This window comes from Candidatus Allofournierella excrementigallinarum (genome assembly GCF_944388085.1).
GTDB classification, from domain to species: Bacteria; Bacillota; Clostridia; order Oscillospirales; family Ruminococcaceae; genus Allofournierella_A; species Allofournierella_A excrementigallinarum.
Genome location: NZ_CALXHK010000016.1, coordinates 1 through 22,157 on the forward strand (window position 1 = coordinate 1; position 22,157 = coordinate 22,157).

At 61.7% G+C, this 22,157-nt stretch carries 26 protein-coding genes, 1 pseudogene and 2 riboswitches; of the genes and pseudogenes, 18 read left to right on the forward strand and 9 right to left on the reverse strand.

Going from position 1 to position 22,157, the window contains the following annotated elements; translation table 11 throughout:
• The 3 genes from ACH2AT_RS04515 to ACH2AT_RS04525 form a co-directional block, all read left to right on the forward strand.
• On the forward strand, positions 1–251 hold a 251-nt coding region (locus ACH2AT_RS04515; RefSeq protein WP_394964009.1), incomplete at its 5' end, for a PhnE/PtxC family ABC transporter permease.
• Positions 252–253: 2 nt separating this feature from the next.
• Complete coding sequence (locus ACH2AT_RS04520) at positions 254–1,774, forward strand: bifunctional metallophosphatase/5'-nucleotidase (RefSeq protein ID WP_394964010.1); 1,521 nt, start codon at positions 254–256, stop codon at positions 1,772–1,774.
• Between the two features lie 72 nt (positions 1,775–1,846).
• Entirely contained in the window at positions 1,847–2,629 is a 783-nt protein-coding gene (locus tag ACH2AT_RS04525) for an inositol monophosphatase family protein (RefSeq protein ID WP_394964011.1), read from the forward strand.
• Between the two features lie 117 nt (positions 2,630–2,746).
• On the opposite strand, the gene ACH2AT_RS04530 is transcribed toward ACH2AT_RS04525, so the two are convergent.
• A complete protein-coding gene (locus ACH2AT_RS04530; RefSeq protein WP_177521205.1) occupies positions 2,747–3,178 on the reverse strand; it encodes a sigma-70 family RNA polymerase sigma factor in 432 nt (143 codons plus the stop codon).
• A 335-nt stretch (positions 3,179–3,513) separates the two neighbouring features.
• Here ACH2AT_RS04530 and ACH2AT_RS04535 point away from each other — a divergent pair, with 335 nt between their 5' ends.
• Both ACH2AT_RS04535 and ACH2AT_RS04540 read left to right on the forward strand, forming a co-directional pair.
• Positions 3,514–4,239, forward strand: a complete 726-nt coding sequence (locus ACH2AT_RS04535; protein WP_394964012.1) for a Type 1 glutamine amidotransferase-like domain-containing protein — start codon at positions 3,514–3,516, stop codon at positions 4,237–4,239.
• Positions 4,240–4,437: 198 nt separating this feature from the next.
• Positions 4,438–4,881 carry a zinc ribbon domain-containing protein gene (locus ACH2AT_RS04540; protein ID WP_394964013.1) on the forward strand — a complete coding sequence of 148 codons (444 nt, stop codon included), beginning with the start codon at positions 4,438–4,440 and terminating at the stop codon, positions 4,879–4,881.
• Positions 4,882–5,067: 186 nt separating this feature from the next.
• Here the strand turns inward: ACH2AT_RS04540 and guaA (ACH2AT_RS04545) are convergent, their stop codons facing one another.
• On the reverse strand, positions 5,068–6,021 hold the full coding sequence (guaA, locus tag ACH2AT_RS04545) for a glutamine-hydrolyzing GMP synthase (protein ID WP_394964052.1): 954 nt from the start codon (positions 6,019–6,021) through the stop codon (positions 5,068–5,070).
• Positions 6,022–6,173: 152 nt separating this feature from the next.
• Entirely contained in the window at positions 6,174–7,259 is a 1,086-nt protein-coding gene (locus ACH2AT_RS04550; protein ID WP_394964014.1) for an MFS transporter, read from the reverse strand.
• A gap of 524 nt (positions 7,260–7,783) precedes the next feature.
• Between ACH2AT_RS04550 and ACH2AT_RS04555 the strand changes: the two are divergent.
• Positions 7,784–8,266: pseudogene (locus ACH2AT_RS04555) on the forward strand (GrpB family protein); the annotation flags it as partial.
• Positions 8,267–8,680, forward strand: a complete 414-nt coding sequence (locus ACH2AT_RS04560) for a cytidine deaminase family protein (protein WP_394964053.1) — start codon at positions 8,267–8,269, stop codon at positions 8,678–8,680.
• A gap of 272 nt (positions 8,681–8,952) precedes the next feature.
• Here ACH2AT_RS04560 and ACH2AT_RS04565 read toward each other — a convergent pair whose 3' ends face one another.
• From ACH2AT_RS04565 to ACH2AT_RS04585, 5 genes are all read right to left on the reverse strand, one after another.
• Positions 8,953–9,249, reverse strand: a complete 297-nt coding sequence (locus ACH2AT_RS04565) for a DUF6442 family protein (RefSeq protein WP_394964015.1) — start codon at positions 9,247–9,249, stop codon at positions 8,953–8,955.
• Positions 9,250–9,263: 14 nt separating this feature from the next.
• A complete protein-coding gene (locus ACH2AT_RS04570; RefSeq protein ID WP_394964016.1) occupies positions 9,264–9,683 on the reverse strand; it encodes a hypothetical protein in 420 nt (139 codons plus the stop codon).
• Positions 9,670–9,900, reverse strand: coding sequence for a helix-turn-helix transcriptional regulator (locus tag ACH2AT_RS04575; RefSeq protein WP_394964017.1), 231 nt, complete (start codon positions 9,898–9,900; stop codon positions 9,670–9,672). Before ACH2AT_RS04575 ends, ACH2AT_RS04570 begins: the two co-directional genes overlap by 14 nt.
• 269 nt (positions 9,901–10,169) lie before the next feature.
• Positions 10,170–11,711 (reverse strand): glutamine-hydrolyzing GMP synthase, encoded by a 1,542-nt coding sequence (gene guaA / locus ACH2AT_RS04580; RefSeq protein WP_394964018.1) that lies wholly within the window; start codon positions 11,709–11,711, stop codon positions 10,170–10,172.
• 149 nt (positions 11,712–11,860) lie between these two features.
• Positions 11,861–12,937: a mechanosensitive ion channel family protein gene (locus ACH2AT_RS04585; protein WP_394964019.1), complete on the reverse strand. Its 1,077-nt coding sequence runs from the start codon at positions 12,935–12,937 to the stop codon at positions 11,861–11,863.
• Positions 12,938–13,101: 164 nt separating this feature from the next.
• A riboswitch (FMN riboswitch) is annotated at positions 13,102–13,221 on the forward strand.
• A gap of 149 nt (positions 13,222–13,370) precedes the next feature.
• Between ACH2AT_RS04585 and ACH2AT_RS04590 the strand changes: the two genes are divergently transcribed.
• Positions 13,371–13,982: an ECF transporter S component gene (locus ACH2AT_RS04590; protein ID WP_394964020.1), complete on the forward strand. Its 612-nt coding sequence runs from the start codon at positions 13,371–13,373 to the stop codon at positions 13,980–13,982.
• A 46-nt stretch (positions 13,983–14,028) separates the two neighbouring features.
• Positions 14,029–14,123, forward strand: a riboswitch (SAM riboswitch).
• 91 nt (positions 14,124–14,214) lie between these two features.
• Positions 14,215–15,360: a methionine adenosyltransferase gene (gene metK, locus ACH2AT_RS04595; protein ID WP_394964021.1), complete on the forward strand. Its 1,146-nt coding sequence runs from the start codon at positions 14,215–14,217 to the stop codon at positions 15,358–15,360.
• Between the two features lie 95 nt (positions 15,361–15,455).
• Here metK and rpmB read toward each other — a convergent pair whose 3' ends face one another.
• The gene (rpmB, locus tag ACH2AT_RS04600; protein WP_177521756.1) at positions 15,456–15,644 is read right to left on the reverse strand and encodes a 50S ribosomal protein L28; all 189 of its coding nucleotides are present in this window, start codon (positions 15,642–15,644) and stop codon (positions 15,456–15,458) included.
• Positions 15,645–15,860: 216 nt separating this feature from the next.
• On the opposite strand from rpmB, the gene ACH2AT_RS04605 reads away from it, so the two are divergent.
• The 9 genes from ACH2AT_RS04605 (at position 15,861) to ACH2AT_RS04645 (ending at position 22,150) form a co-directional block, all read left to right on the forward strand.
• Positions 15,861–16,535 (forward strand): site-2 protease family protein, encoded by a 675-nt coding sequence (locus ACH2AT_RS04605; RefSeq protein ID WP_394964022.1) that lies wholly within the window; start codon positions 15,861–15,863, stop codon positions 16,533–16,535.
• A 21-nt stretch (positions 16,536–16,556) separates the two neighbouring features.
• Positions 16,557–17,273, forward strand: coding sequence for a segregation and condensation protein A (locus ACH2AT_RS04610; protein ID WP_394964023.1), 717 nt, complete (start codon positions 16,557–16,559; stop codon positions 17,271–17,273).
• 3 nt (positions 17,274–17,276) lie between these two features.
• Positions 17,277–17,867 (forward strand): SMC-Scp complex subunit ScpB, encoded by a 591-nt coding sequence (gene scpB / locus ACH2AT_RS04615; RefSeq protein ID WP_394964024.1) that lies wholly within the window; start codon positions 17,277–17,279, stop codon positions 17,865–17,867.
• Complete coding sequence (locus ACH2AT_RS04620) at positions 17,868–18,635, forward strand: DUF2953 domain-containing protein (RefSeq protein ID WP_394964025.1); 768 nt, start codon at positions 17,868–17,870, stop codon at positions 18,633–18,635.
• 45 nt (positions 18,636–18,680) lie between these two features.
• Positions 18,681–19,085, forward strand: coding sequence for a GerW family sporulation protein (gene ytfJ, locus ACH2AT_RS04625; protein ID WP_394964026.1), 405 nt, complete (start codon positions 18,681–18,683; stop codon positions 19,083–19,085).
• Between the two features lie 101 nt (positions 19,086–19,186).
• Positions 19,187–20,032, forward strand: coding sequence for a pseudouridine synthase (locus tag ACH2AT_RS04630; protein WP_394964027.1), 846 nt, complete (start codon positions 19,187–19,189; stop codon positions 20,030–20,032).
• A 111-nt stretch (positions 20,033–20,143) separates the two neighbouring features.
• Complete coding sequence (locus tag ACH2AT_RS04635; protein WP_394964028.1) at positions 20,144–20,314, forward strand: hypothetical protein; 171 nt, start codon at positions 20,144–20,146, stop codon at positions 20,312–20,314.
• A 93-nt stretch (positions 20,315–20,407) separates the two neighbouring features.
• A complete protein-coding gene (locus tag ACH2AT_RS04640) occupies positions 20,408–21,736 on the forward strand; it encodes a carboxyl transferase domain-containing protein (protein ID WP_394964029.1) in 1,329 nt (442 codons plus the stop codon).
• Positions 21,737–21,784: 48 nt separating this feature from the next.
• Entirely contained in the window at positions 21,785–22,150 is a 366-nt protein-coding gene (locus tag ACH2AT_RS04645; RefSeq protein WP_394964030.1) for a biotin/lipoyl-containing protein, read from the forward strand.
• Positions 22,151–22,157 lie beyond the last annotated feature (7 nt).

Here is a 22,157-nt window from a genome sequence, read left to right on the forward strand (position 1 = left end):
TCCGCTACGGCATCCTGCCCCAGCTGATGCCCAACTTCGCCTCCACCGCCATCTACCGCTTTGACATCAACCTGCGCGACGCCACCGTGCTGGGCCTGGTGGGCGCGGGCGGCATCGGCGCTCCGCTCATCTTCGCCATGAACGCCTATCGGTGGGAGGAAGCCGGCGCCATTCTGGCCGGCCTCATCGTGCTGGTGCTGATCGTGGAGTGGATCTCCACCAAGATCCGCGTCAAGCTGGCCAGGGGGTAAAAATGGAACAGCGTTTCAAAATTTACTTCACCTCCGACACCCACGGCCACATCTTCCCGGTGAACTACGCCGCGAACCGCCCCGAGGCTTCCGGCCTGCTGAACATGGCTTCGCAGATTGAAAAGGACGGCGACACCCTGGTGCTGGACGGCGGCGACTCGCTGCAGGGCACCCCGCTGGTGCAGTATTATCTGGAGCATCGGGCCCACTGGCCCATCCATCCGGTGGCGGCGGCGTTCAACGCCATGGGGCTGGACTGTTTCACCCTGGGCAACCACGACTTCAACTTCGGCTACGAGGCGCTGGAAGAGTTCCTCGGCGCCATGCACGGCCAGTGCCTGTGCGCCAACGTGCAGGACCTGGGGGGCCGTCTGTCCCTCAAGCCATGGGTTGTGCGCACCCTGGCCAGCGGCCTGCGGGTGGGCGTCACCGGCATCGTCACCGATTTTGTGAACGTGTGGGAGCAGCCCCAAAATCTGGAGCAGCTGCGCGTCACCAACGCCTTTGAGGCGGCCCGCGCCGCCCGGGAGGCGCTGCGCCCTTTGTGCGATGTGTGCGTGTGCATCTACCACGGCGGCTTCGAGGAAGAGCTGGCCACCGGGCGCCTGCTGTCGGACAGCGGCGAGAACGTGGCCTGCCGCATCGCCCGGGAACTTGACTTCGACCTGCTGCTCACCGGCCATCAGCACATGGCGGTGGAAGGGGTGCGGCTGGCGAACGCCTGGGCTGTGCAGCCGCCCGCCAACGCGGGGGTCTGCCTGCGGGTGGAAGGCCGCAGGGAAGGGGGGCGCACCCGATTTGCCTCCCGCTTCCTCCCGGCGGGCGAGACTCATTCCGCCCAGCCCTACGAGGCGCTGCTGGCGCTGGAAAAAGCGGTGCAGAACTGGCTGGACGAGCCCATCGGCACGCTGCAAAGCCCCATCCTGCCGGAAGAAAAGCTGGACGCCGCTTTGCACGGCAGCCGGGTGGCCGCCCTCTTCAACCAGGTGCAGCTGGACGCCACGGGCGCGGACTTCTCCTGCACCAGCCTGGGCAACGACCCGGTGGGCCTCGCCTCGCCGGTGACCATGCGGGGCGTGACCGCCGCTTATCTCTTTGCCAACACGCTGGTGACGCTGGAGGTCACCGAAGAGGTCATCCGCCGGTGTCTTGAACGGTGCGCCGCTTACTTCGAGCTGGAAAACGGCCGGCCCAAGGTGTCCGCCGCGTTTTTGCAGCCCAAGGTGGAACACTATAACTACGATTTCTTTGCCGGGCTGGACTATGCCTTCGACCTGCGCCGCCCGGTGGGCCGGCGGGTGGTGCACCTTGCCCGGCTGGACGGCTCGCCGCTGGGCCCTGGGCCGCTGCGCCTTTGCACCAGCAACTACCGGGCCACCGGCACCGGCGGCTACGAAGTATTGCGGGACTGCCCGGTGCTCTGGCGGGGCAGCGTGGAGCTGCCGGACATGGTGGCCCGCTACATCCGGGACCACAGCCCGGTGGGCCCGCTGGAAAACGCCCGTTTCCAGGTGATGTGGTGAAGCCGGGCTTGACAAACCGCCCGGCTCTGTGGTCTGATGATATAAAAGCAAACTGGAAAAAGGCGGTGAAGTATGGAACGGTTTGAACTGGCCGAAACGCTGGTGCGCCAGGCCGGAGCTGCGCTGCGGCAGGTCCGGCTGGAGGCGGACGCGGTCCGCTGCAAGACCGGCCACCAGGACCTGGTCACCGTCTGGGACCGAAAGACGGAGCGGTTTTTGCGCCGGGGCATCCTGAGCAAGTTCCCCTCCGACGCCATCGTGGGCGAGGAATACCCCGCAGTGAGCACCGCCGCGCCCGGGGCCGTGTGGTACGTCGACCCCATCGATGGCACCACCAATTTCATCAACCAGCACCGCAACTATGCGGTGTCGGTGGGATGCTGGCAGGGGAGCAAACCGCTGTTTGGCCTTGTGCTGGACGTGGAGGCGGACCGGCTCTACCACGCCCGTGCCGGGCAGGGCGCATGGTGCGGCGAAAGGCCGCTGGCGGCTGCGCGGCGGAAAAACGTTTCGGAGCTGCTGCTCTTCACCCCCGACGTGCTGCGCACCTTTTTGCAGCCCGGCCCCGGCAGACAGGACCTGCTGCGGCTGGCGCAGGATGTGCGCGCCGTGCGCAGCATCGGCTCGGTGGCGCTGGAGCTGTGCGCCGTTGCCTGCGGCGAAGCGGACCTGTGCGTTGCCACCCGCTCCTGCCCCTGGGACCACAACGCCGCCCGCATCATCCTGCAGGAGGCGGGGGGAGCCATCGCCTCGCTGAACGGCGCGCCGCTGCCCCTGAACGAGCCCGGCGCCGTGCTGGCGGCGGGCTCGCCCGAAGCGCTGGGCCTGGTGCTGAACGGGTACGGCATGCAATAACACGAAGGAGCCGATGGGAAGACCCCGCCGGCTCCTTTTTGAATGCAAGAAAATACCATCCCGCCGCCGTCGAAGGGCGTTGCGTCCCCGGCGGGGTTATGATAGGGTAGAATTGGCCTAAGGCCGCCGGGCCAGATGGGCCAGCTTTCTGCGCAGGGCGCGCAGGCCGCTTTGCAGGCTGGCGTAGACCCGGCTGGGCTGCACGCCCTCCCGGCGGGCGATCTGCCGGGGCTTTTCCTCCAGAAAATACCGGGCGTAGACCCGCAGCTTCTGCGCGGCGGGCAGGGCATGCAGCGCATCAAAGATCTCCCGCCGCATCATTTTTGCCTCAAAGGCTTCCTCCGGCGTCTCGGGCCAGAAAAGTAGGTCGTTTTCGATGCCGTTCCCATGGTCCAGGGAATACTGGGCCCGATAGCGGTACTTCCGCCGCTGCCAGGCCGCCTCGGCGCGCTCGAAGGCCCGGATGGCCTCGAACACTTCGTCGGATACCTCCACGAATATGTCCGCGGAATAAAGCGTGGGATAAAGCTTGCGCAGATTCACTTCCATAACGACCCTCCCGATGGTCCATCGTGTGTGTACAGGGCGGATCGGGAAGAGGGGGAGAGCGGCAGCGGAAAAGGGGCGCGCCGGCATTATGGATGCAGGTCAGCCGGCACGATGGTGCCGGTGGAAAGGCCGGCGCGGCCCCGCGGGGGCCGGGGCTTTTTTTGGCCGTGCCCCGGCGGCGGGCCCACAGCGGAACGCACCGGCAGCCATGAACGGGCTCCTTTCTCTCAAAAAGCGGCTTTGCATTTTCAGTGTACCGCGCAAAGCCGCGCGGCGCAAGGGATCATCGTGCCGAAAAAAGGAACGATTCAAAACCTTCCGGGAGGTAAAACGGAATGAAATGCTTTCTCACCGGCAACTTCAACAAGGCGAACTCCAACGAGCTGAACCCCGAAAACGGCCTGGTAGAGCGGCTGCGGGCGGCCCTGCCCAACCCCTGCGAGGCGGTCTATGTCTGCTCCGCGCCCAACAGCCCCTCCCTCACCGACCGCTTTGCCAAACAGGCCAAGGCCGGCTTTGAGGCGGCAGGTTTCGCGTTCAGCGTCTTCACCGTGCTGGACCGCCGCAATCAGGACGATACAAAGGCGCTGGTGCAGAAGGCGGACCTGCTGCTTTTTGCCGGCGGCCACGTGCCCACCCAGAACCGATTTTTTCAGCAAATTGCGCTTCGGGATGCGCTGGAAGGCTTCGACGGCGTGATCTTGGGCGTCAGCGCCGGGTCCATGAACTGCTCCGAGGTGGTCTACGCGCCCCCTGAGCTGAAAGGGGAGGCCCTGGACCCCGACTATCCCAGGTATTACAACGGACTGGGCCTGACCAAGGCCATCCTCATCCCTCACTATCAGATTTTAAAGACCGACATCGTGGACGGCCTGCGCCTGATGGAGGACATCGCCTACCCGGACAGCATGGGCAGAAGATTCTACGCCATCATAGACGGCAGCTACATCTATCTGGACACCGCCTCCGGCCGGGAAGAAATCTGCGGCGAATCCTACATCATCGAGAACGGCGTGCTCACGCCGCTCTCCGTTTCGGGCGAGGTCGTGCCCCTGCGCTGAGAACAAAAAACGAGCCATCCCAAAGCCGGGATGGCACGTTTGGCGTCCGGTCAGTTTTTCTGCGCGCGCACCAGCAGCATCATCGGGCGGCGCAGTACGGTCCGCGCGATTTCCCCGGCCTGCCGGTGCCAGCAACAGACAGTTGCTTTATCAGCGGCGTTCGAGATGATATACTGTCTGTAACAGGAGGCGATGAGCATGGAAACAAAAAACGTTATTTATGAGTTAAGGATGAAACGCGGACTATCCCAAAATGAACTGGCGGAAAAAGTGTTTGTTACCAGGCAAGCTGTTTCCCGCTGGGAAAACGGTGAAACCCTTCCCGGCACGGAGACCCTAAAATTGTTGTCAAGCTTGTTTGGAGTGTCGATCAATACCCTGCTGGGTTCTCCGAGAAAACTGATCTGTCAATGCTGCGGAATGCCGCTTGAAGATCCTGTGATGAGCAAAGAGCCAAATGGAGAATGGAACGAGGATTATTGCAAGTGGTGCTATTCAGACGGTCGATTTGCGTATCAGACAAAAGAAGCGCTGCTGGATTATCTTGTTGAACATATGCCAAACCCTGACGGTTTGCAAAATGGGGAAAGGCGCAGACAGTTTGATTTGTACCTTTCTCAGTTGAAACGTTGGAAAAAATAAAAAGAGAGGGGACGCTTGCAGCCGCTTGCTGCTAAAAGCGTCCCCTCTGCACGTTTTATACTTTGATGACCTGTAACTGCTTTTTCATTTACCGCAAGCTATGACAAAATGCTGCCAAAGCGTTGCCAGGTCGGGCCTTGATCCCTCAAAAAGCCAGTCATATCAGGCTTTTCCGGGTTCCTGAAATTATTCCCACTCGATGGTGCCGGTGGGCTTCGGCGTCAGGTCGAAGCAGACGCGGTTCACGCCGGGCACCTCGGCGGTGATGCGCTGGGTGATCTTCTGCAGCAGGGCGAAGGGCACGTCCTCCACGGTGGCGGTCATGGCGTCGCGGGTGTTCACCGCCCGCAGGATCACCGGCCACGCAAACGAGCGCTTGCCGTCCTTCACGCCCACCGACTTGAAATCGGGGATGACGGTGAAGTACTGCCACACCTTGCCCTCCAGGCCTGCCGCGGCAAACTCTTCCCGCAGGATGGCGTCCGACTCCCGCACCGCCTCAAGGCGGTCGCGGGTGATGGCCCCCAGGCACCGCACGCCCAGGCCGGGGCCGGGGAACGGCTGGCGGTAAACCATGCCGTCCGGCAGGCCAAGCGCCTTGCCCACAACGCGCACCTCGTCCTTGAACAGCAGTTTGAGGGGCTCCACCAGCTGGAACTGAAGGTCCTCCGGCAGACCGCCCACGTTGTGGTGGGCCTTCACGCCGTCGCTTTCCAGGATGTCCGGGTAGATCGTGCCCTGCGCCAGGAACTCGATGCCCTCCAGCTTCCTCGCTTCCTCCTCAAACACGCGGATGAACTCAGCGCCGATGATTTTCCGCTTCTGCTCGGGCTCGGCCACACCCTCCAGCTTGTTCAAGAAACGGTCGATGGCGTCCACATACACCAGGTTGGCATCCATCTGGTTGCGGAACACCTCCACCACCTGTTCCGGCTCGCCCTTGCGCAGCAGGCCGTGGTTCACATGGACGCACACCAGCTGCTTGCCGATCGCCTTGATGAGCAGCGCGGCCACCACCGAGGAGTCCACACCGCCCGACAGGGCCAGCAGCACCTTTTTGTCGCCCACCTGCTCCTGGATCTCACGCACCTGCTCCTCAATAAAGGCCGCTGCCAGTTCCGCCGTTGTGATACGGGCCATGTCGTCGGGACGTTTGATGTTCTCCACTGTTGTATCTCCTTTTCTGTAGATTCAATGCTCCGTGCCGTGCCTTGTGCGCCTTTCGGCCCGCAGGCCGCCTTTTCCCTTTCACTATACCACAGGAACCGACTATATTCAACGCCATTCCCGCCTCACAGTGCGGCAAAAAGCGCCCCCATCAGCGGGGCCGCCGCCAGCATCACCAGCGAGAAGGCGAGGGAAGACACCGACACCAGCGTCGCCCGCTGGGCCGAAGGCACCATCCCGTTCAGCGCCACGTCGCTGCGCACGTCCAGCAAGTCGTCCAGCATGCCGGCCAGAAAGCCCCCGGCAAAGGCGGCGGGAAGGGAAGGGGCGGCGGCCAGCATCGCGCCGGCAAACACCCCGCCCGCGCACAAAAGCGCCAGTGAGCGAAAGCCAAGGCCTTCGGCAAACCTTGCGGCCTGGGCGCCCAGCGTGCCGCTCAAAGACAGGACGAACAGGGCGGGCCCCAGCCACCCGGCGGGCAGGCCCAGGGCGGGCAGCCGCGCCTGCAGCAGATACAGCAGCATGGTGGCTACGGCCCCCACAGCGGCGTTGCAGAGCATCAGCCGCAGCGCCTTCGGGCTGTGGAGGATGAACGCGGCGCTTTCCCGCACCGCTGTGCGGATGCGGCTGACAGCGCCGCCGGTGGGAACTTCCCGTTCCGGCTCCCGCAGCGCCAGCGCCGGCAGAAGGCCCGCCAGCGCCAGGGCAAGGTCCACCCCATAGGCCGCCCGGGGGCCCAGCCACAAGGCGAACCCGGCGCACAGGGTGGCCAGCGCTGTGCCCACCCGCCACAGCGTCAGATCGTTGACGGCAAACTGCTGATAAGCCTCCTCCCGGCCGCACATCTTCAGGCTTTCATACGCCAGCGCCTCCCGGGAGCCGGAGGCGAAGTTATAGCCCAGGGCGCTCAGGGCCATGGCGAGGCAGACGCCGGCCATCGAGCGGGACAGCAGCATGGCAGCGCTGGCCGCCGCGAACATGCACTGGCTGGCCACCATGGAACGCTTGCGGCCGAACGCGTCGGCAATGACCCCGGAGGGCACTTCGAACAAGAAGCTGACGAAGTGGAACACGCCCTCCGCAAAGCCGATCTCGGCCAGGGAGAACCCCCGCGCCGCCAGCAGCGCCACCCAGGACGCGCCGGCGATCTGCAGGCTGCTGATGGCCGTGACGGCATACAGCCTGCGAAGCTGCTGTTTGATTTTGAACATAAAAAATCTCCTTTCCTCACAGTGGTCTGCAAGCAAAAGGAGACAGAGCGCAAATTTTAAAAAGCCGGGCAAAACCCGCGTCAAAAAACGGTCTCGGCCTTCAAAAAGGGCGCACTATCCCCTTTGAAGGCAAAAACAGTGCCTTTTCTCAGCTGGACGTTGGGGAATTTCCAGAACATCCGTGCGCCCTCCTTTCCTGTTTTCTGCCCCGAATTATAGCACGCCCCGCCGCCCCGGGTCAAGGGGGCAGGCGGGCGCGCCGCCGGCATAAATGACCGACCGCCCCGTGTATCCGCGAGGCAGGGGAGCGGCTGAAAACAGGCTGTTTCCATGCTCTCGGAAGTATGGTAGAATAGACGCAACGGAGCGATAATTTACGGAGGGGATATTGTATATTGGATAGTAAAAGGATAAAGGAAATGCTGTTTGCGCCAGGTGCGGATTTGTGCGGTATCGCAAGTAAGGCGGGAAAGCCCTAAAACGGCTTCCCGCCCATTTCGATTTTGAGAGAGGAGCGATTTATTATGCCGCAGCATGTAACCGTTGTAAATTATGACCCGGAATGGCCGTCAAACTATGCGCGGGAGCGGGGCTGCATTGCCGAAATACTGAAAGACAACTGCATTTCCATCTACCATATTGGAAGTACATCTGTTCCGGGCCTGCCCGCCAAACCGGTTATCGATATTATGGCAGTCGTTAGAAGCCTTGAGGAAGTAGACAGGGCTGCGGAAAAGTTTTCCGCCATCGGTTATGAATCTCTCGGTGAATTTGGAATAGCAGGCAGGCGTTATCTTCGCAAAGGCGGGGATGAACGAACCCATCAAATTCATGTTTTTCAGGCGGACGATTGGAACAATATCGGGCGGCACCTCGCATTCCGGGACTATATGCGTGCCCATGAAAAAGAGCGGGACGAATACGCAAAAATCAAAAAAGACCTTGCACAAGAGTTTCCCTATGATATAGATGGATATTGTGATGGAAAAGAGAGTTTTGTTCGTGAGATGGAAGAACGTGCGCTTGCTCAATACGATGGGGCGTGGGATAAATTGTATATTGCCGCGCGGAAGGTACAGTATGAAAGAAAACTCTCTCCAGCGATGGAGGCTGGGAGTGTTTCTGCCGCGATTCTTTCAGCAAAAGGGAACATCTATACCGGCGTTTGCATTGATACGGCTTGTTCATTGGGAATGTGTGCGGAAAGAAATGCGATTGCAAATATGATAACAAACGGGGAAAGCCAAATCATAAAAATAGCCGCTGTCATGCCGGATGGAAAAGCAGGCATGCCGTGTGGAGCCTGCCGGGAATTTATGATGCAGCTGGATAAAGCGGCGGGAGAAATAGAAGTCCTGCGCGACTATGAAACAAAACAGGTGGCGAAGCTGAAAAACCTGATTCCTGATTGGTGGAAGTAAGCCCGCAAGCCGGAGCGCAGGGCGAGGGACGGGTGTTTTCACATACGCCCTGCCCGCGGCAACGGCGGCAGGGCGTATAACACACTGCGCGTTGCGCCGCAAAGCGTGTGGCAAAAGGGGGCCGTCGCCGCAGGCAGCGCAGGATAACATGGGCCGAGGCCTCATCAAAAAAAGGCCCCGGCGGCTTCCGGGGCCTGGGCTTTCTAAAGCATTTACAGGGCAGATATCAGCGCATAAATATTGTTTGCCTATTTTCCATATTGCGCACCCCTCTATCCAGTAATTCCAAACCATATAAATAGCGCCACACCTACCAGCCCTAACACAATGCCCACCTGAATATATGGCTTTTCCTCATATTTATCGTATTTATAAAATAACCGGGCAGCTCCACCAATAAACAGAAGTGCAAGACTTCCCTTCCATGCCGGATTTCCTTTAATGAGACACATAATTGTCAAAACTTGTGTAGCAGCTATCATAAAATCCAATGCTTCACTTTTTGAATGAGTATCTATCTGCTCATCACGTTCATCCTTTATTGGTCTTTGTCTCGGCGGCTGTTTCATATCACAATTCCCTCCTAATTTTTAGATTCGTAATACATAAAAGTGAAAATTTCAGCAAACAATGAAATGGCAAAGGCAAATGCCAATCCTACGCCCATCGCAATAAACCCTTCGTAACCAGAAACCTTCCCCATTATCAGCAAAGCAAGCATAAGCGCGAACGATATGATCTGCGTAAGCCGGAAAGACTTGCTTTTGGATTTCAGCGCAATCAGGCGGTTCCTTTCGTCCAGTTCTTCCAGCTTATCCTCTTTGGCCATCCGCTGCGATATGCTTCGCATGATTGAACCAAATCCCAGAACAAATAACGCCGCTATCAGGATGATGGAATTTATATCAAAGTCCTGCCGCATCATGCTTGTTATCAGATTCAGCAAGCCCAATGCCACCATGAAAACACCTGAAGCAAATACCTTTTTGTTATAAATCTTCATATTGCTTATCCTCCCATTCTTTGTTTTCTTTTAAGCAACATAAATCCTCAACCGTCACACCAAATACCTGCGCCAACCTGTAAGCAAGCATAAGAGACGGGCTGTATTGTTCCTTTTCGATCGAGATAATTGTTCTTGACGAAACATGAACCAGATCAGCCAACTGCTGCTGTGTCATTTTCGCCGCGGTTCTTAATTCCTTTACCCTGGTTTTCATGCACTCTCTCCCATAAACATGAAGCTCGCTTCTTATGAAGGTAACTTCATGTTATCATACAAATATAGCATTGTCAACTAAAATATGAAGTTAACTTCACATCGTTTTGCATAGCAAAACCCCGCCGAACAGTCAATGGTAAAATGAACGGCTGTGCGCCGCCCTTGACTGCCTGACAGGGCTTTGCTTTCTTCTCTCGATACGACTTTGCAAAAGGCGCTTGCGGCCTCAAAAAAGGCTTGAAATCAAGGCTTTTTGAGGTTCCTGCATCACTCGAACTCCACCGTTGCGGGGGGCTTGCCGGTGCAGTCGTAGAGCACGCGGTTCACGTGGGGCACCTCGTTCACGATGCGGCTGGTGGCCCTGGCCAGCACCTCCCAGGGCAGGGGGGCCGCCTCGGCGGTCATGAAGTCGGCGGTGGCAACGGCCCGCAGGGCGACGGCGTAGTCGTAGGTGCGCTCGTCGCCCATCACACCCACGCTGCGCATGTTGGTCAGCGCCGCGAAATACTGGCCCAGGCCCTTGTGGGCGCCCGCGGCCTCCACTTCCTCGCGGTAGATGGCGTCCGCCTGCTGCACGATCTTCACCTTTTCGGGGGTCACCGCGCCGATGATGCGCACGGCAAGGCCCGGGCCGGGGAAGGGCTGGCGGCTCACCAGATACTCAGGGATGCCCAGCTCGCGGCCGGCCTGACGCACCTCGTCCTTGAACAGGTCGCGCAGGGGCTCCACGATTTCCTTGAAGTCCACATAGTCGGGCAAGCCGCCCACGTTGTGGTGGCTCTTAATGACCGCGCTCTCGCCGCCAAGGCCGCTCTCCACCACGTCGGGGTAGATGGTGCCCTGCACCAGGAAGTCCACGGTGCCGATCTTCTTGGCCTCTTCCTCAAAGACGCGGATGAACTCCTCGCCGATGATCTTGCGCTTTTTCTCCGGCTCTTCTACCCCGGCCAGCTTGTCGTAGAAACGCTGCTGGGCGTTCACGCGGATGAAGTTCAGATCATAGGGGCCTTCGGGGCCGAACACGGACTCCACCTGGTCGCCTTCGTCCTGGCGCAGCAGGCCGTGGTCCACGAACACGCAGGTGAGCTGCTTGCCCACCGCCTTGGCCAGCATGACGGCGGCAACGGAAGAATCCACGCCGCCGGAGAGAGCGCACAGCACCTTGCCGCTGCCGATCTTGGCCCGCAGAGCGGCCACGGTGTCTTCCACGAAGGAGTCCATCTTCCAGTCGTTGCCGCAGCCGCAGACGTTGTGCACGAAGTTGGAGATCATCTGCGCGCCCTGCTGGGTGTGCAGCACTTCCGGGTGGAACTGCACCAGATACAGCCCCCGGGCCGCATCCTCGGCGGCGGCCACAGGGCAGCCGGCGGTGTGGGCGGTGACGGCAAAGCCCGGCGCGGGGGCTTCGATGTAGTCGTTGTGGCTCATCCAGCAGACGGTGCTCTCGCTCACGCCCTGGAACAGCTTGGAGGAGGTGTTCACGAACACCTCGGTCTTGCCGTATTCCCGCTCGGCGGCGCGGCTCACCTTGCCGCCCAGCACATGGCTCATCAGCTGCGCGCCGTAGCAGATGCCCAGCACGGGGACGCCCATCTCGAACAGTTCCCTGCCGATGGTGGGGGAGTCCGGCAGGTACGCGCTGTTGGGCCCGCCGGTGAGGATGATGCCCGCGGGCTTTTTCTCCCGCACGGCCTCAAAGGCCTTTTTATAGGATACGATCTCGGAATACACGCAGCTTTCGCGCACGCGGCGGGCGATCAGCTGGTTATACTGCCCGCCGAAGTCCACCACTAAAATGGTCTGCGCCATGGATTGCCCCTCCTTATCACGTTTGTGGATGTGCACAAGAAATTCAGCTTATTATAGCACATGTTGACGAAGGAGAAAAGCGCCGCGCCGCATTTTTCGCTGCCAAACGCAAAAAAATCCCCGGCCGGGCGGCCGGGGAAGGGAAGCGGTCACTTTTCGCGGTAGACGCTCACGCTGGGGAAGGCGAACTCGCAGCCCGCCTGCTCCATCAGGCCCATCAGGTCCAGGTCCACTTCTTCCTGGATCTTCAAAAAGTCCGCCAGCGCGCCGGTCTTGGCGTAGTACTGCACCAGGACGTTCAGGCTGGAATCGCCGAAGCCGGTGAACTGCACCCGCACGCTGTCTGCCCAGACGTCCTCCCGGGCGGCGAGCATGGCGCGGATGGACTCCATCAGCGCTTCCAGCTGGGCGCGGGTGGCGCTGTAGGTCACGCCCAGGGTGAACTTTGCCAGCCGCTTGTTGATGCGGCTGTAGTTGGTCAGCGCCTCGTTCACCAGCACGCTGTTGGGGATCACCAGCTGGGCGTTCTCCAGCGTGCGGATGCGGGTGGATCGGAAGGCGATGTCCTCCACTTCACCCTCGCCCACGGTGGTCTTGATCCAATCGCCGATGGCGAAGGGCTTTTCAAACAGGATCATCACGCCGCCCATGAAGTTGGTGGCGTAGTCCTTTGCGGCGAGGCCCAGGGTCAGGCTGACCACGCCGAGGCTGGCGATGAGGCTGGCCACAGGCACGCCCACCTCTTCCAGCACCATCAACACCGCAAAGGTGATGACCACGCCTTTCAGCAGGCGGTTGATGAAGCTGGTCACAGTGGGGTCCATCTCAAGGGCAAGCCCGCCCTGCACCCGCTGCACCATCAGCGGACCGATGTCGCTGGCGCCCACAAACCCCCAGGCCAGCATGGCGATGAGGTTGATGTTCAGCAGTTTGTCGAACCAGGGGTCCAGCATGGCACTGTACTGCGGGGGCAGCGGCAGTGCCAGCAGCGCGAAATACAGGCCGATGGACCACACCAGCACCGGCAGGGGCTTGGCAAAGCCGCGCACAAAAATGAACAGCACCTTTTTGGCGCGCTTTTCGGATTTTTTTATCAGCCACGGAGCGATCTTGTAGCGCACCACGCGGCTGACCAGATAGCACGCGGCAAACAGCCCGACACAGATGGCCAGCTGCACCAGCGAGCCGGGATTTTCGGCATAATAAGTCGTAAAGACGTCCAGCATTTGCAACATCCTTTTCAGTTGGAATGGGGAAAGCCCGAGCATATTATACCACGCCCCCTGCCTGTTTGGCAAAGATATGCCGCAGCAAAAAATATGCAGCGGATGCGGGAAATTTGCCCGCACCGCTTGCAAAACGGCAAAGGCGCGCTATAATGATAGCAGAAAGTCTGTTTCAGGGCGGGGTGAAATTCCCCACCGGCGGTAAAGCCCGCGACCACCCTTTCGGGTGCTGATCCGGTGAGATTCCGGAGCCGACGGTAAAGTCCGGATGAAAGAAACGGAAGCTGCTCCAATGCTTTTGATTCGCCCTGCTGTATATCGGCAGGGCGTTTTTGTTTGCACGGGGCACATCTCCCGGTTCCAACTGTTGCCGGCTTTCGAAAAATATCTTTTTGAAAGGCCGGCTTTGTCTGCCGGCCGGGAGGGAATCATTATGGAAACCAAAGCAAAAGCTCGTCCTATCCGCCTGCGCGCCCTTGTGGTCACCGCGATGCTGTCCGCTGTGGGCTGTGTGCTCATGATGCTGGACTTCCCACTGCCCATGCTCATCCCCAGCTTCGTCAAGATGGACGTCTCCGAGCTGCCGGCGCTGCTGGCGGCCTTCAGCCTGGGGCCGGTCTCCGGCGTGGTGGTGTGCCTGATGAAGAACATCCTGGCCGCCATCTTCCACGGCTCCACCCTGGGCATCGGCGAGGTATGCAACTTCTTGATGGGCGCGGTGTTCACCGGTGTGGCCGGTCTCATCTATAAGCACAGCAAGACCCGCAAGATGGCGGTCATCGCCGCTCTGGTGGGCGCTGTGGCCATGGCCGTGGCCAGTGTGCCGGTCAACTTCTTCTTCAGCTACCCGGTCTACGCCGCGGCTTTCGGCGGTATGGAAGCCATCATCGGCGCCTACCAGGCCATCAACCCGAACATGACCAGCCTGCTGGGCTGCCTCATCGTGTTCAATATGCCCTTCACCCTGGCCAAGGGCCTGCTGGTGTCGCTGCTCACCTTCCTGGTCTACAAGCCTCTCAGCCCCATTCTTCACGGCCGCCATTGACAAGGGCGGAAGGGTGTGTTATACTCACCCTTGCAAATTGAATAGCAACTTATCAAGAGTGGCGGAGGGAACAGGCCCTGTGAAGCCCGGCAACCTGCATTTGTAAGGTGCCAAATCCTGCGGGAAACCGAAAGATAAGCGTTCAGACGCTCAGGAGCTTTTCGGCCCCTGAGCGTTTTTTGTTTCCGACGGGTTGCTTTCCAATTTAAATAAAAAAGGAGAGCAACCCAAAATGGCAAAACGTTTCTTCACTTCCGAATCCGTCACCGAAGGGCATCCGGACAAAATCTGCGACCAGATCAGCGACGCGGTGCTGGACGCCATCCTCGCCGAGGACCCCGGTGCGCGGGTGGCCTGCGAGACCACCTGCTCCACCGGCCTTGTGCATGTGATGGGGGAGATCACCACCAGCTGCTATGTGGACATCCAGTCCATCGCCCGGGAGGTCATCCGGGACATCGGCTACACCCGCGCCAAATACGGCTTTGACGCCGACACCTGCGCCGTGCTCACCAACATCGACGAGCAAAGCCCGGACATCGCCCTGGGCACCAACGACGAAGTGGGCGGCGCGGGCGACCAGGGCATGATGTTCGGCTACGCCTGCGACGAGACCGCGGAGCTGATGCCCCTGCCCATCAGCCTGGCCCACAAGCTGGCCCTGCGCCTCACCGAGGTGCGCAAGAGCGGCCTTTTGCCCTATCTGCGGCCGGACGGCAAGAGCCAGGTCACCGTGGAGTACGACGGCGACACCCCCGTGCGGGTGGACGCGGTGGTCATCTCCAGCCAGCACAGCCCCGAGGTGGATATGGACACCCTGCGCAAGGACGTGATGGAGCAGGTCATCGCCCCGGTCATTCCGGCGCAGCTGCTGGACGAAAACACCAAGTATTTCATCAACCCCACCGGCCGTTTTGTGGTGGGCGGGCCTCAGGGCGACTCCGGCCTCACCGGCCGCAAGATCATCGTGGACACCTACGGCGGTTACGCCCGCCACGGCGGCGGTGCCTTCAGCGGCAAGGACCCCAGCAAGGTGGACCGCAGCGCCGCTTACGCCGCCCGCTGGGTGGCAAAGAACATCGTGGCGGCCGGCCTTGCCCGCCGCTGCGAGGTGGAGCTGGCCTACGCCATCGGCGTGGCCGAGCCGGTGAGCATCCTGGTGGACACCCAGGGCACCGGCAAGGCGGCGGACGAGGCGCTGGAGGCGGCGGTGCGCAAGGTGTTCGACCTGCGCCCGGCGGCCATCATCCGGGAACTGGGCCTACGCCGGCCCATCTACCGCCAGACCGCGGCCTACGGCCATATGGGCAGGGAAGACCTGGACCTGCCCTGGGAGAAGTGCAACAAGGCCGAGGCGCTGAAAGCGGCCCTTGCCTGAAAATAAAAGAACTGCCCGGAGCGCATCGCTTCGGGCAGTTTTCTCATGGCAAAGAAAAAGCCGGTCTCAAACGAGACCGGCGGGTTGCAGGTTTATCAGATAGCGCGGGTGACCTTGCCCGAGCGCAGGCAACGGGTGCAGGCGTAGATGTACTTGGGGGAACCGTCTACGATAGCCTTAACACGCTTCACGTTGGGCTTCCAGGTCCGGTTGGAACGACGATGGGAATGGGACACCTGGATGCCGAAGGAAACGCCCTTGCCACAACAATCACACTTTGCCATTTGCTGCACCTCCTCGTATTTAAGTCGCCAGAATATAATAGCAGACCCGAAGGCAAAATGCAAGCGTTTTTTAAAAATATCTGGCCGAAGGGCCGGAAAATGCGCGTTCTGCCTTGTGCCGCGCCGCCAAACAAAGTATAATAAATCCAAATGCGCCGTGTTTTGCCGCCTGCCGGGCGGCGCGGCGGACCAGAATGGAAAGGCGGATTTTTTTCTATGGGCCTGATCGATAAACGAATGCTTTTGGTGTGGCTGATGCGGGCGCTGGTCATGCTGGTGGCCATCCCCGTGCACGAGGCGGCCCACGCCCTGGTCAGCGCAAAGCTGGGCGACACCACCGCCAGGGACCGGGGCCGGCTCACCCTCAACCCCATAGCCCACTTCGATCTGCTGGGCGCTTTGTGCATGATCTTCACCGGCATCGGCTGGGCCAAGCCCGTGCCCACCTATGCCTCCCGCTTCAAAAACCCCAAGGCGGGCATGGCGCTCACCGCGGCGGCGGGCCCGGCGGCCAATCTGCTGGTGGCCTTCGTGGCGGTGCTGCTTTATAAAATATTGTATTATTTTCTGCCCGCAAGCGTGGCTGTGAATTTTGTGCTGCTGTTTTTGGAATACATGGCCAGCATCAACACCATGCTGGCGGTGTTCAACCTGCTGCCGGTGCCGCCCTTCGACGGCAGCCGCATCGTCACGGTGTTCCTGCCCCAGCGCACCTATTTCAAGCTGATGCAATATGAGCGCTATATCTTCATCGCCGTGTTCCTGCTGTTGTTCCTGGGCTTTTTGGACGGGCCGCTCTATCTGCTGAACAACGCCGCGTGGGACTTCCTGATGTGGGCCACCTCCTTTGTGGACAAAGCGGTGTTCGCCCTGGCGGGCGTCAGCGTGTGAGCGGCAAAAGAAAGGAACGCAATGGAAAGTCTTACCTTTAAACTGGAGGAGTTCGAGGGCCCGCTGGACCTTCTGCTCTATCTGGTGGGCAAAAACAAGATGGATCTGCACGAGATCGCCATCCTGGACCTGATCGACCAGTACACCGCCGTCATCAACACCCTGACGGACCACCGGCTGGACGTGGCCAGCGAGTTCATCGAGATGGCGGCGCGCCTGGTGCAGATGAAGAGCTTCCTGCTGCTGCCCCGCAGCGAGGAGGCCGAGCGCTTCAAGCAGGAGCTCACCGGCCAGCTCATCGAATACAGCGCCTGCAAAGAGATCGCCGCCCGCATGGGCGCGATGGCCGCCGCCACCTTCACGGCGGTGCGAACGCCCATGGAGGTGGAGCTGGACAACACCTATGCCCTGCGCCACGACGCATCCCTTTTGCGGCAGGCGTGGTTCGGCCTGATGGGGCGCAGCCGCCGCAAGGCCGCCCCCAGCGCCGAGCGGTTCGAGCCGCTGGTCACCGCGCCCTTCGTGTCGGTGGCAAGCCGGGTGGTGCATGTTTTGCGCAGCCTGGTCACCGGCAGGGCGCGCAGGCTGCGCAGCCTGTTCTCGCCCTCGGGCAGCCGCAGCGAGACGGTGGCCACCTTTCTGGCCGTGCTGGAACTGGTGCGCGCCGGGCGCATCACCATCGCCGACGACGAGACCCTTGCCGTGCGGCGGGGCAAAACCACCCACCGGGAGGAATGACGGATGGAATTGAAAGAATGCATGGGCGCGGTGGAGGCAATGCTTTTTGCCCACGCCGAGCCGGTGAGCGCCGGGCGCCTGGCCCAGGCGCTGGATATGGACGAGGGCACGGTGGAGCGGGTGCTCTGGGCCTTGCAGGACGAGTATGACCGCCCTGCCCGCGGCCTGCAGCTGCTGCATCTGGAGGATAAATGGCAGCTGGCCACCAAAAACGCCTGGGCCGGGCCGGTGAAGAACATTCTGGACACCCGCCGCAACACCCCTTTGAGCCAGGCGGCGCTGGAGGTGCTGGCCATCATCGCCTACAACCAGCCGGTCTCCCGGGGCTTTGTGGAGCAGGTGCGCGGCGTGGATTCTTCCTCCACCGTGGCAAAGCTTCTGGAAAAGGGCCTCATCGAGGAAGCGGGCCGTCTGGACCTGCCGGGCCATCCCGTCAGCTTTGCCACCACCGACACCTTCCTGCGCACCTTCGGGCTGGAAAGCCTGGCCCAGCTGCCGCCGCTGCACGACGACGAACTGCCGCTGGAGCAGCTGGCTGCCGCCGGCGAACTGCCCGGGAACACCCAGCCGCCCGCGGAGGGGGCCGAAGTTTAAATGGCCGCCCTGTGGATGATCGTCCGCATCCTTTTGTGGGTGCTGGCGGTGCTGCTGGGGCTGGCGGCGCTGGCGCTGTTCGTGCCCCTCACCGCCGAGCTGCGGGCGGACGAAACAGGCTTCGCGGCATGGCTGCGGGTGCTGTTCGTGCGGATAAAGCTCTATCCCCGCCCGCAAAAAGAGGAAAAGCCCCGGCCCGAAAAGCGCAAGCGCAAAAAAGAGAAAACGCCCGCGCCGAAGACAAAGCCTTTCCCGGAGGCGGCGCCCGACCGGAGCGCGCCGCAGGCGGCCCCCGAAAGCGAGCCGCCCGAAAAAGAAAAGCCTGCCTCAAAGGCGGCTCCGGCGCCCGGCCCCGCCCCGGAAAAGAAGGCGAAGGCCGCGGCGGCCCAAAGCCCCTCCCTGGCGGATAAGCTGCCCAAAGACCTGGACCGCACCCTGGCCCTCGTCTCCACGGCGGGAGGCGCTGTGCGCCGGCTGCTGGCGGGGCTCACGGTCCATGACGTCAACGCCTTTCTGCCGGTTCACAAGGACTCGGCGGCGGACACCGCCCTGGCGGTGGGCCGCATCTGGGCCGCGGTGGGCGCGGGCCTTGGCGCTTTGCAGAACTTCATCCGCATCCGCCCCGGCCAGATCACCGTCCAGCCGGACTACACCGGCGGCGAGGAGAGAAACGCAAGTTTCTCTTGCAAGATCACCGGCTGTTTGTTTATAATGGTATCAGTGGGAATTTGGGCGTTTCGCCGCCTGAAGGAACAAAAGTTCCTCTGACCCAGAACGAAAGAAAGGGGCCCTGCGCCCCGGAAGGAGAACCACATGGCAGAACGGCAGTTGGAAGGCTTGATGAGCGTCACGCTGGAAAAGATCAAGGAGATGACAGGCTCCAACACCATCATCGGCGAGCCCATCCGGGTGGACGGCGCCACCATCCTGCCGGTGTCCAAGGTGACCTTCGGCTTCGCGGGCGGCGGCTCCGATTTCGGCGCCAAGACCACCAAGGAACTGTTTGGCGGCGGCACCGGCGCGGGCGTGTCGGTCACGCCGGTGGCCTTCCTCATCATCAAAGACGGCAACGTGCGCACCGTGCAGCTGGCCGACCCCTCCAGCACGGTGGACCGGGCGCTGAACATGCTGCCCGAACTGGTGGATAAGCTCGGCGGCATGCTGGGCAAAAAAGAGAACGCCGAGCCCGGTGGCGAGGCGTCCCAGGAGCAGGAGTAAAAAAAGCCGGGGGTGGCTGAAACGCGGCGCACAAATGCGCGCCGGGTCCGGCCGCTCCCTTTGTGCATCACGAGCAAAACAGGAAAGGGAATTCGATACGCATGGCATTGGAACGCATTCAGAAAGTCATGGCCGAACAGGGCCTTTGCAGCCGGCGCGCCGCCGAGCAGATCATTCTGGAAGGCCGGGTCAAGATCAACGGCCACCCGGCCCGCCTGGGCGACAAGATGGACGTGAACCGCGACACGATGATGATCGACGGCGAGCGCATCCGCCTGGTCAAAAAGCAGGAGTATCACTACCTGATGCTCCACAAGCCCCGGGGCTTCGTCACCACCACCAGCGACGAGCGGGGCCGCAAAACGGTGATGGACCTGCTGGCAGACTACCCCGTGCGGGTGTTCCCGGTGGGGCGCCTGGATAAAGACAGCGAGGGCCTTCTGCTGCTCACCAACGACGGCGGCTTTGCCAACCTGATGATGCACCCCTCCCACGGGGTGAGCAAGCTCTACCGGGTCACGGTGCACCCCCGCGCGGACGAGGGCCAGGTGGTGGCCCTGAGCAAGGGCGTCACCCTGGACGACGGCACCACCACCCAGCCCGCCGTGGTGAACGTGGTGGTGGACGAGCCGGGCCGCACCGTGCTGGAAATGACCATCAAGGAGGGCAAGAACCGCCAGATCCGCCGCATGTGCGAGGCGGTGGGCCTGGAAGTGGTGCGCCTGCGCCGCAGCGCCATGGGCGCGGTGAAGCTGGGCATGCTCCAGCCGGGGCAGTATCGGGAGCTTACCAAGAGCGAGGTGGCCGCCCTGCGGGCCGCCGCCCAGAAGGGCAGGGCCCGGGCCCGCACCCAGGCCAGCCAGGAGGCCGCCGCGCGCCGCGCGGCCCGCGCCGAAGGCCCCCGCAAGGCTGGCGCGGGACGGCGCCGTCTGGCAAAAAGCGAGTGAGTTTGTCTCATTTGCCGATTTTGTTGTACTATGCTGGCGGCAGGCGAAAAGATGTTGTTATCCTTTTGTCAAAGTAGTATAATAAACCTGAATTTGTAGAGAAGATTGTATATGAAAAAAGCAGAAGGAATCTGTTCTGTGATAGGGAGCCTTGTAGGTGCAATAGGAACCGGAGTAGCTATTTACTTTACTGGAAGCGTTTGGTGTTCAATTATAGGATTTTTAGGTTTTATGCTTGGTGACCGAATTGGAAAAGTAATCGACAATTCTAAAGAGGAATAAGTTCCAGTTAGTTAAACAAATAAATCCTAATTTGTGAATAAAAAGCGAAGGCGGCAACCGCGTTTTCGTTGCAATGAAACAGGAGGGTCAATTATGGCGAAAGAAAAGCTGGGCACAGGCGAGATCTTATCGGCGTTCTTCGACGACGGCGTTTACACCCCGCTGCTGGCATCCGGCACGGTGGAGGTGGCCCACGGCTGCGCCGGCGGGCAGCCGGTATACGCGGTGTGCCAGAACGGCGGCGCGCTCACCGTGAAGGATGTGGAAAAGCAGATCAAGGCCCTTGAGATGGCCTGCCTCACCGGCAACCCGGTGGTCACCTTCTACGACGCTGCGGGCGCGAAGCTGGACGAAGGCCTGGACGTGCTCACCGCCGCCTCCCGGCTGAACGCCGCCATCGCCAGGGCCTCCGGCGTGGTGCCGCAGGTGGCCGTTGTGGCGGGCGTCTGCGGCGCCACCGCCGCCCTGGCCGCCGCCAGCGCCGACGTGTGCATCATGGCCGAAGGGGCCGAGCTGTTCTTTACCGCCCCCTTCACCAGCGCGGCCCACGGCGACAAGCTGCCCGGCGCGGGCAGCGCGGCCTTCGCCGCCAGGGCGGGCGTTGCGGCCCTCACCGCGAAGACGGCCGCCGAGGCTGCCGCCCTGGCCGCCCGGGTGGTCACCCTGCTGCCCGGCAACAACCTGGCGGGCCCCTCCGTGTTCGAGTTCGAGGCGCCTTCCGCCGCGCCCGACTTCGCCAAATACGATGCCGAAAAGGCCGTGGCCGCCCTGGTGGACGAGGGCAGCGCCATCGAGCTGTTCAGCGCCTTCGGCAAAAACGTCTACACCGCCCTCGCCACCGTGAACGGCAACGCCGTGGGCGTGGTGGCCACCAGGCCCGAGGGCCTGTGCCGCGTCTGCGTGGACAAGGCTGCCCGTCTGGTGCGCCTGTGCGACGCCTTCAGCATCCCCGTGGTGACCGTGGTCAACAGCGAGGGCTTCGTGCCCAGCGCCAGCGAGGACGAAGCGGGCGGCATCCGCGCCGCCGCCCGCCTGGCCGGTACTTATGCCGACGCCACCACCGCCAAGGTGGCCCTGCTGGCGGGCAAGGCCGTGGGCCCTGTCTACACCGCCCTGGCGAGCGCCGACCTGCGGCTGGCCGTCGCCGGCTGCACCGTGTCCGCCCTGGACCCGATGGCTGCCGCCCGCGTGCTGTATAAAGAGGAACTGGAGGCCAGCGACAACCTGGCCGCCGCCACTGCCGCCAGGGCCGCCCAGTACGCCGCCAGCGAGTGCAGCGCCCAGGCCGCCGTGGCCGCCGGCGCCGCGGACCTCGTGGTGGACGCCGCCGGCGCCCGCGCCGCGCTGGTGAACGCGCTGGACATCCTGGCCAGCAAGCGGGCCCAGCGCCTGCCCAAGAAGCACGGCAACATGGCCCTGTGATGCAAAGAACGACGCGTCATATCCATTGATATAGGAGGAACACGGACTATGAAACACTACACCATCACCGTCAACGGCACTCCGTACAATGTGACCGTGGAGGAGACCGCCGCCGGCGCCGCTCCCGCCCCTGTGGCCGCCCCCGCGCCCAAGGCTGCTCCCGCTCCCGCGCCCAAGGCCGCCGCTCCGGCTGCCGCTGGCTCCGTGGCTGTGAACGCCCCCATGCCCGGCACCATCCTGGACGTGAAAGTGGCTCCCGGCGCCGCTGTGAAGGCGGGCGACGTGCTGGTCATCCTGGAAGCCATGAAGATGGAGAACGAGATCGTGGCCCCGCAGGACGGCACCGTGGCCGCCGTGAACGTGAAGAAGGGCGACAGCGTGAACTCCGGCGACGTGCTGGCTTCGCTGAACTGAGAAACGG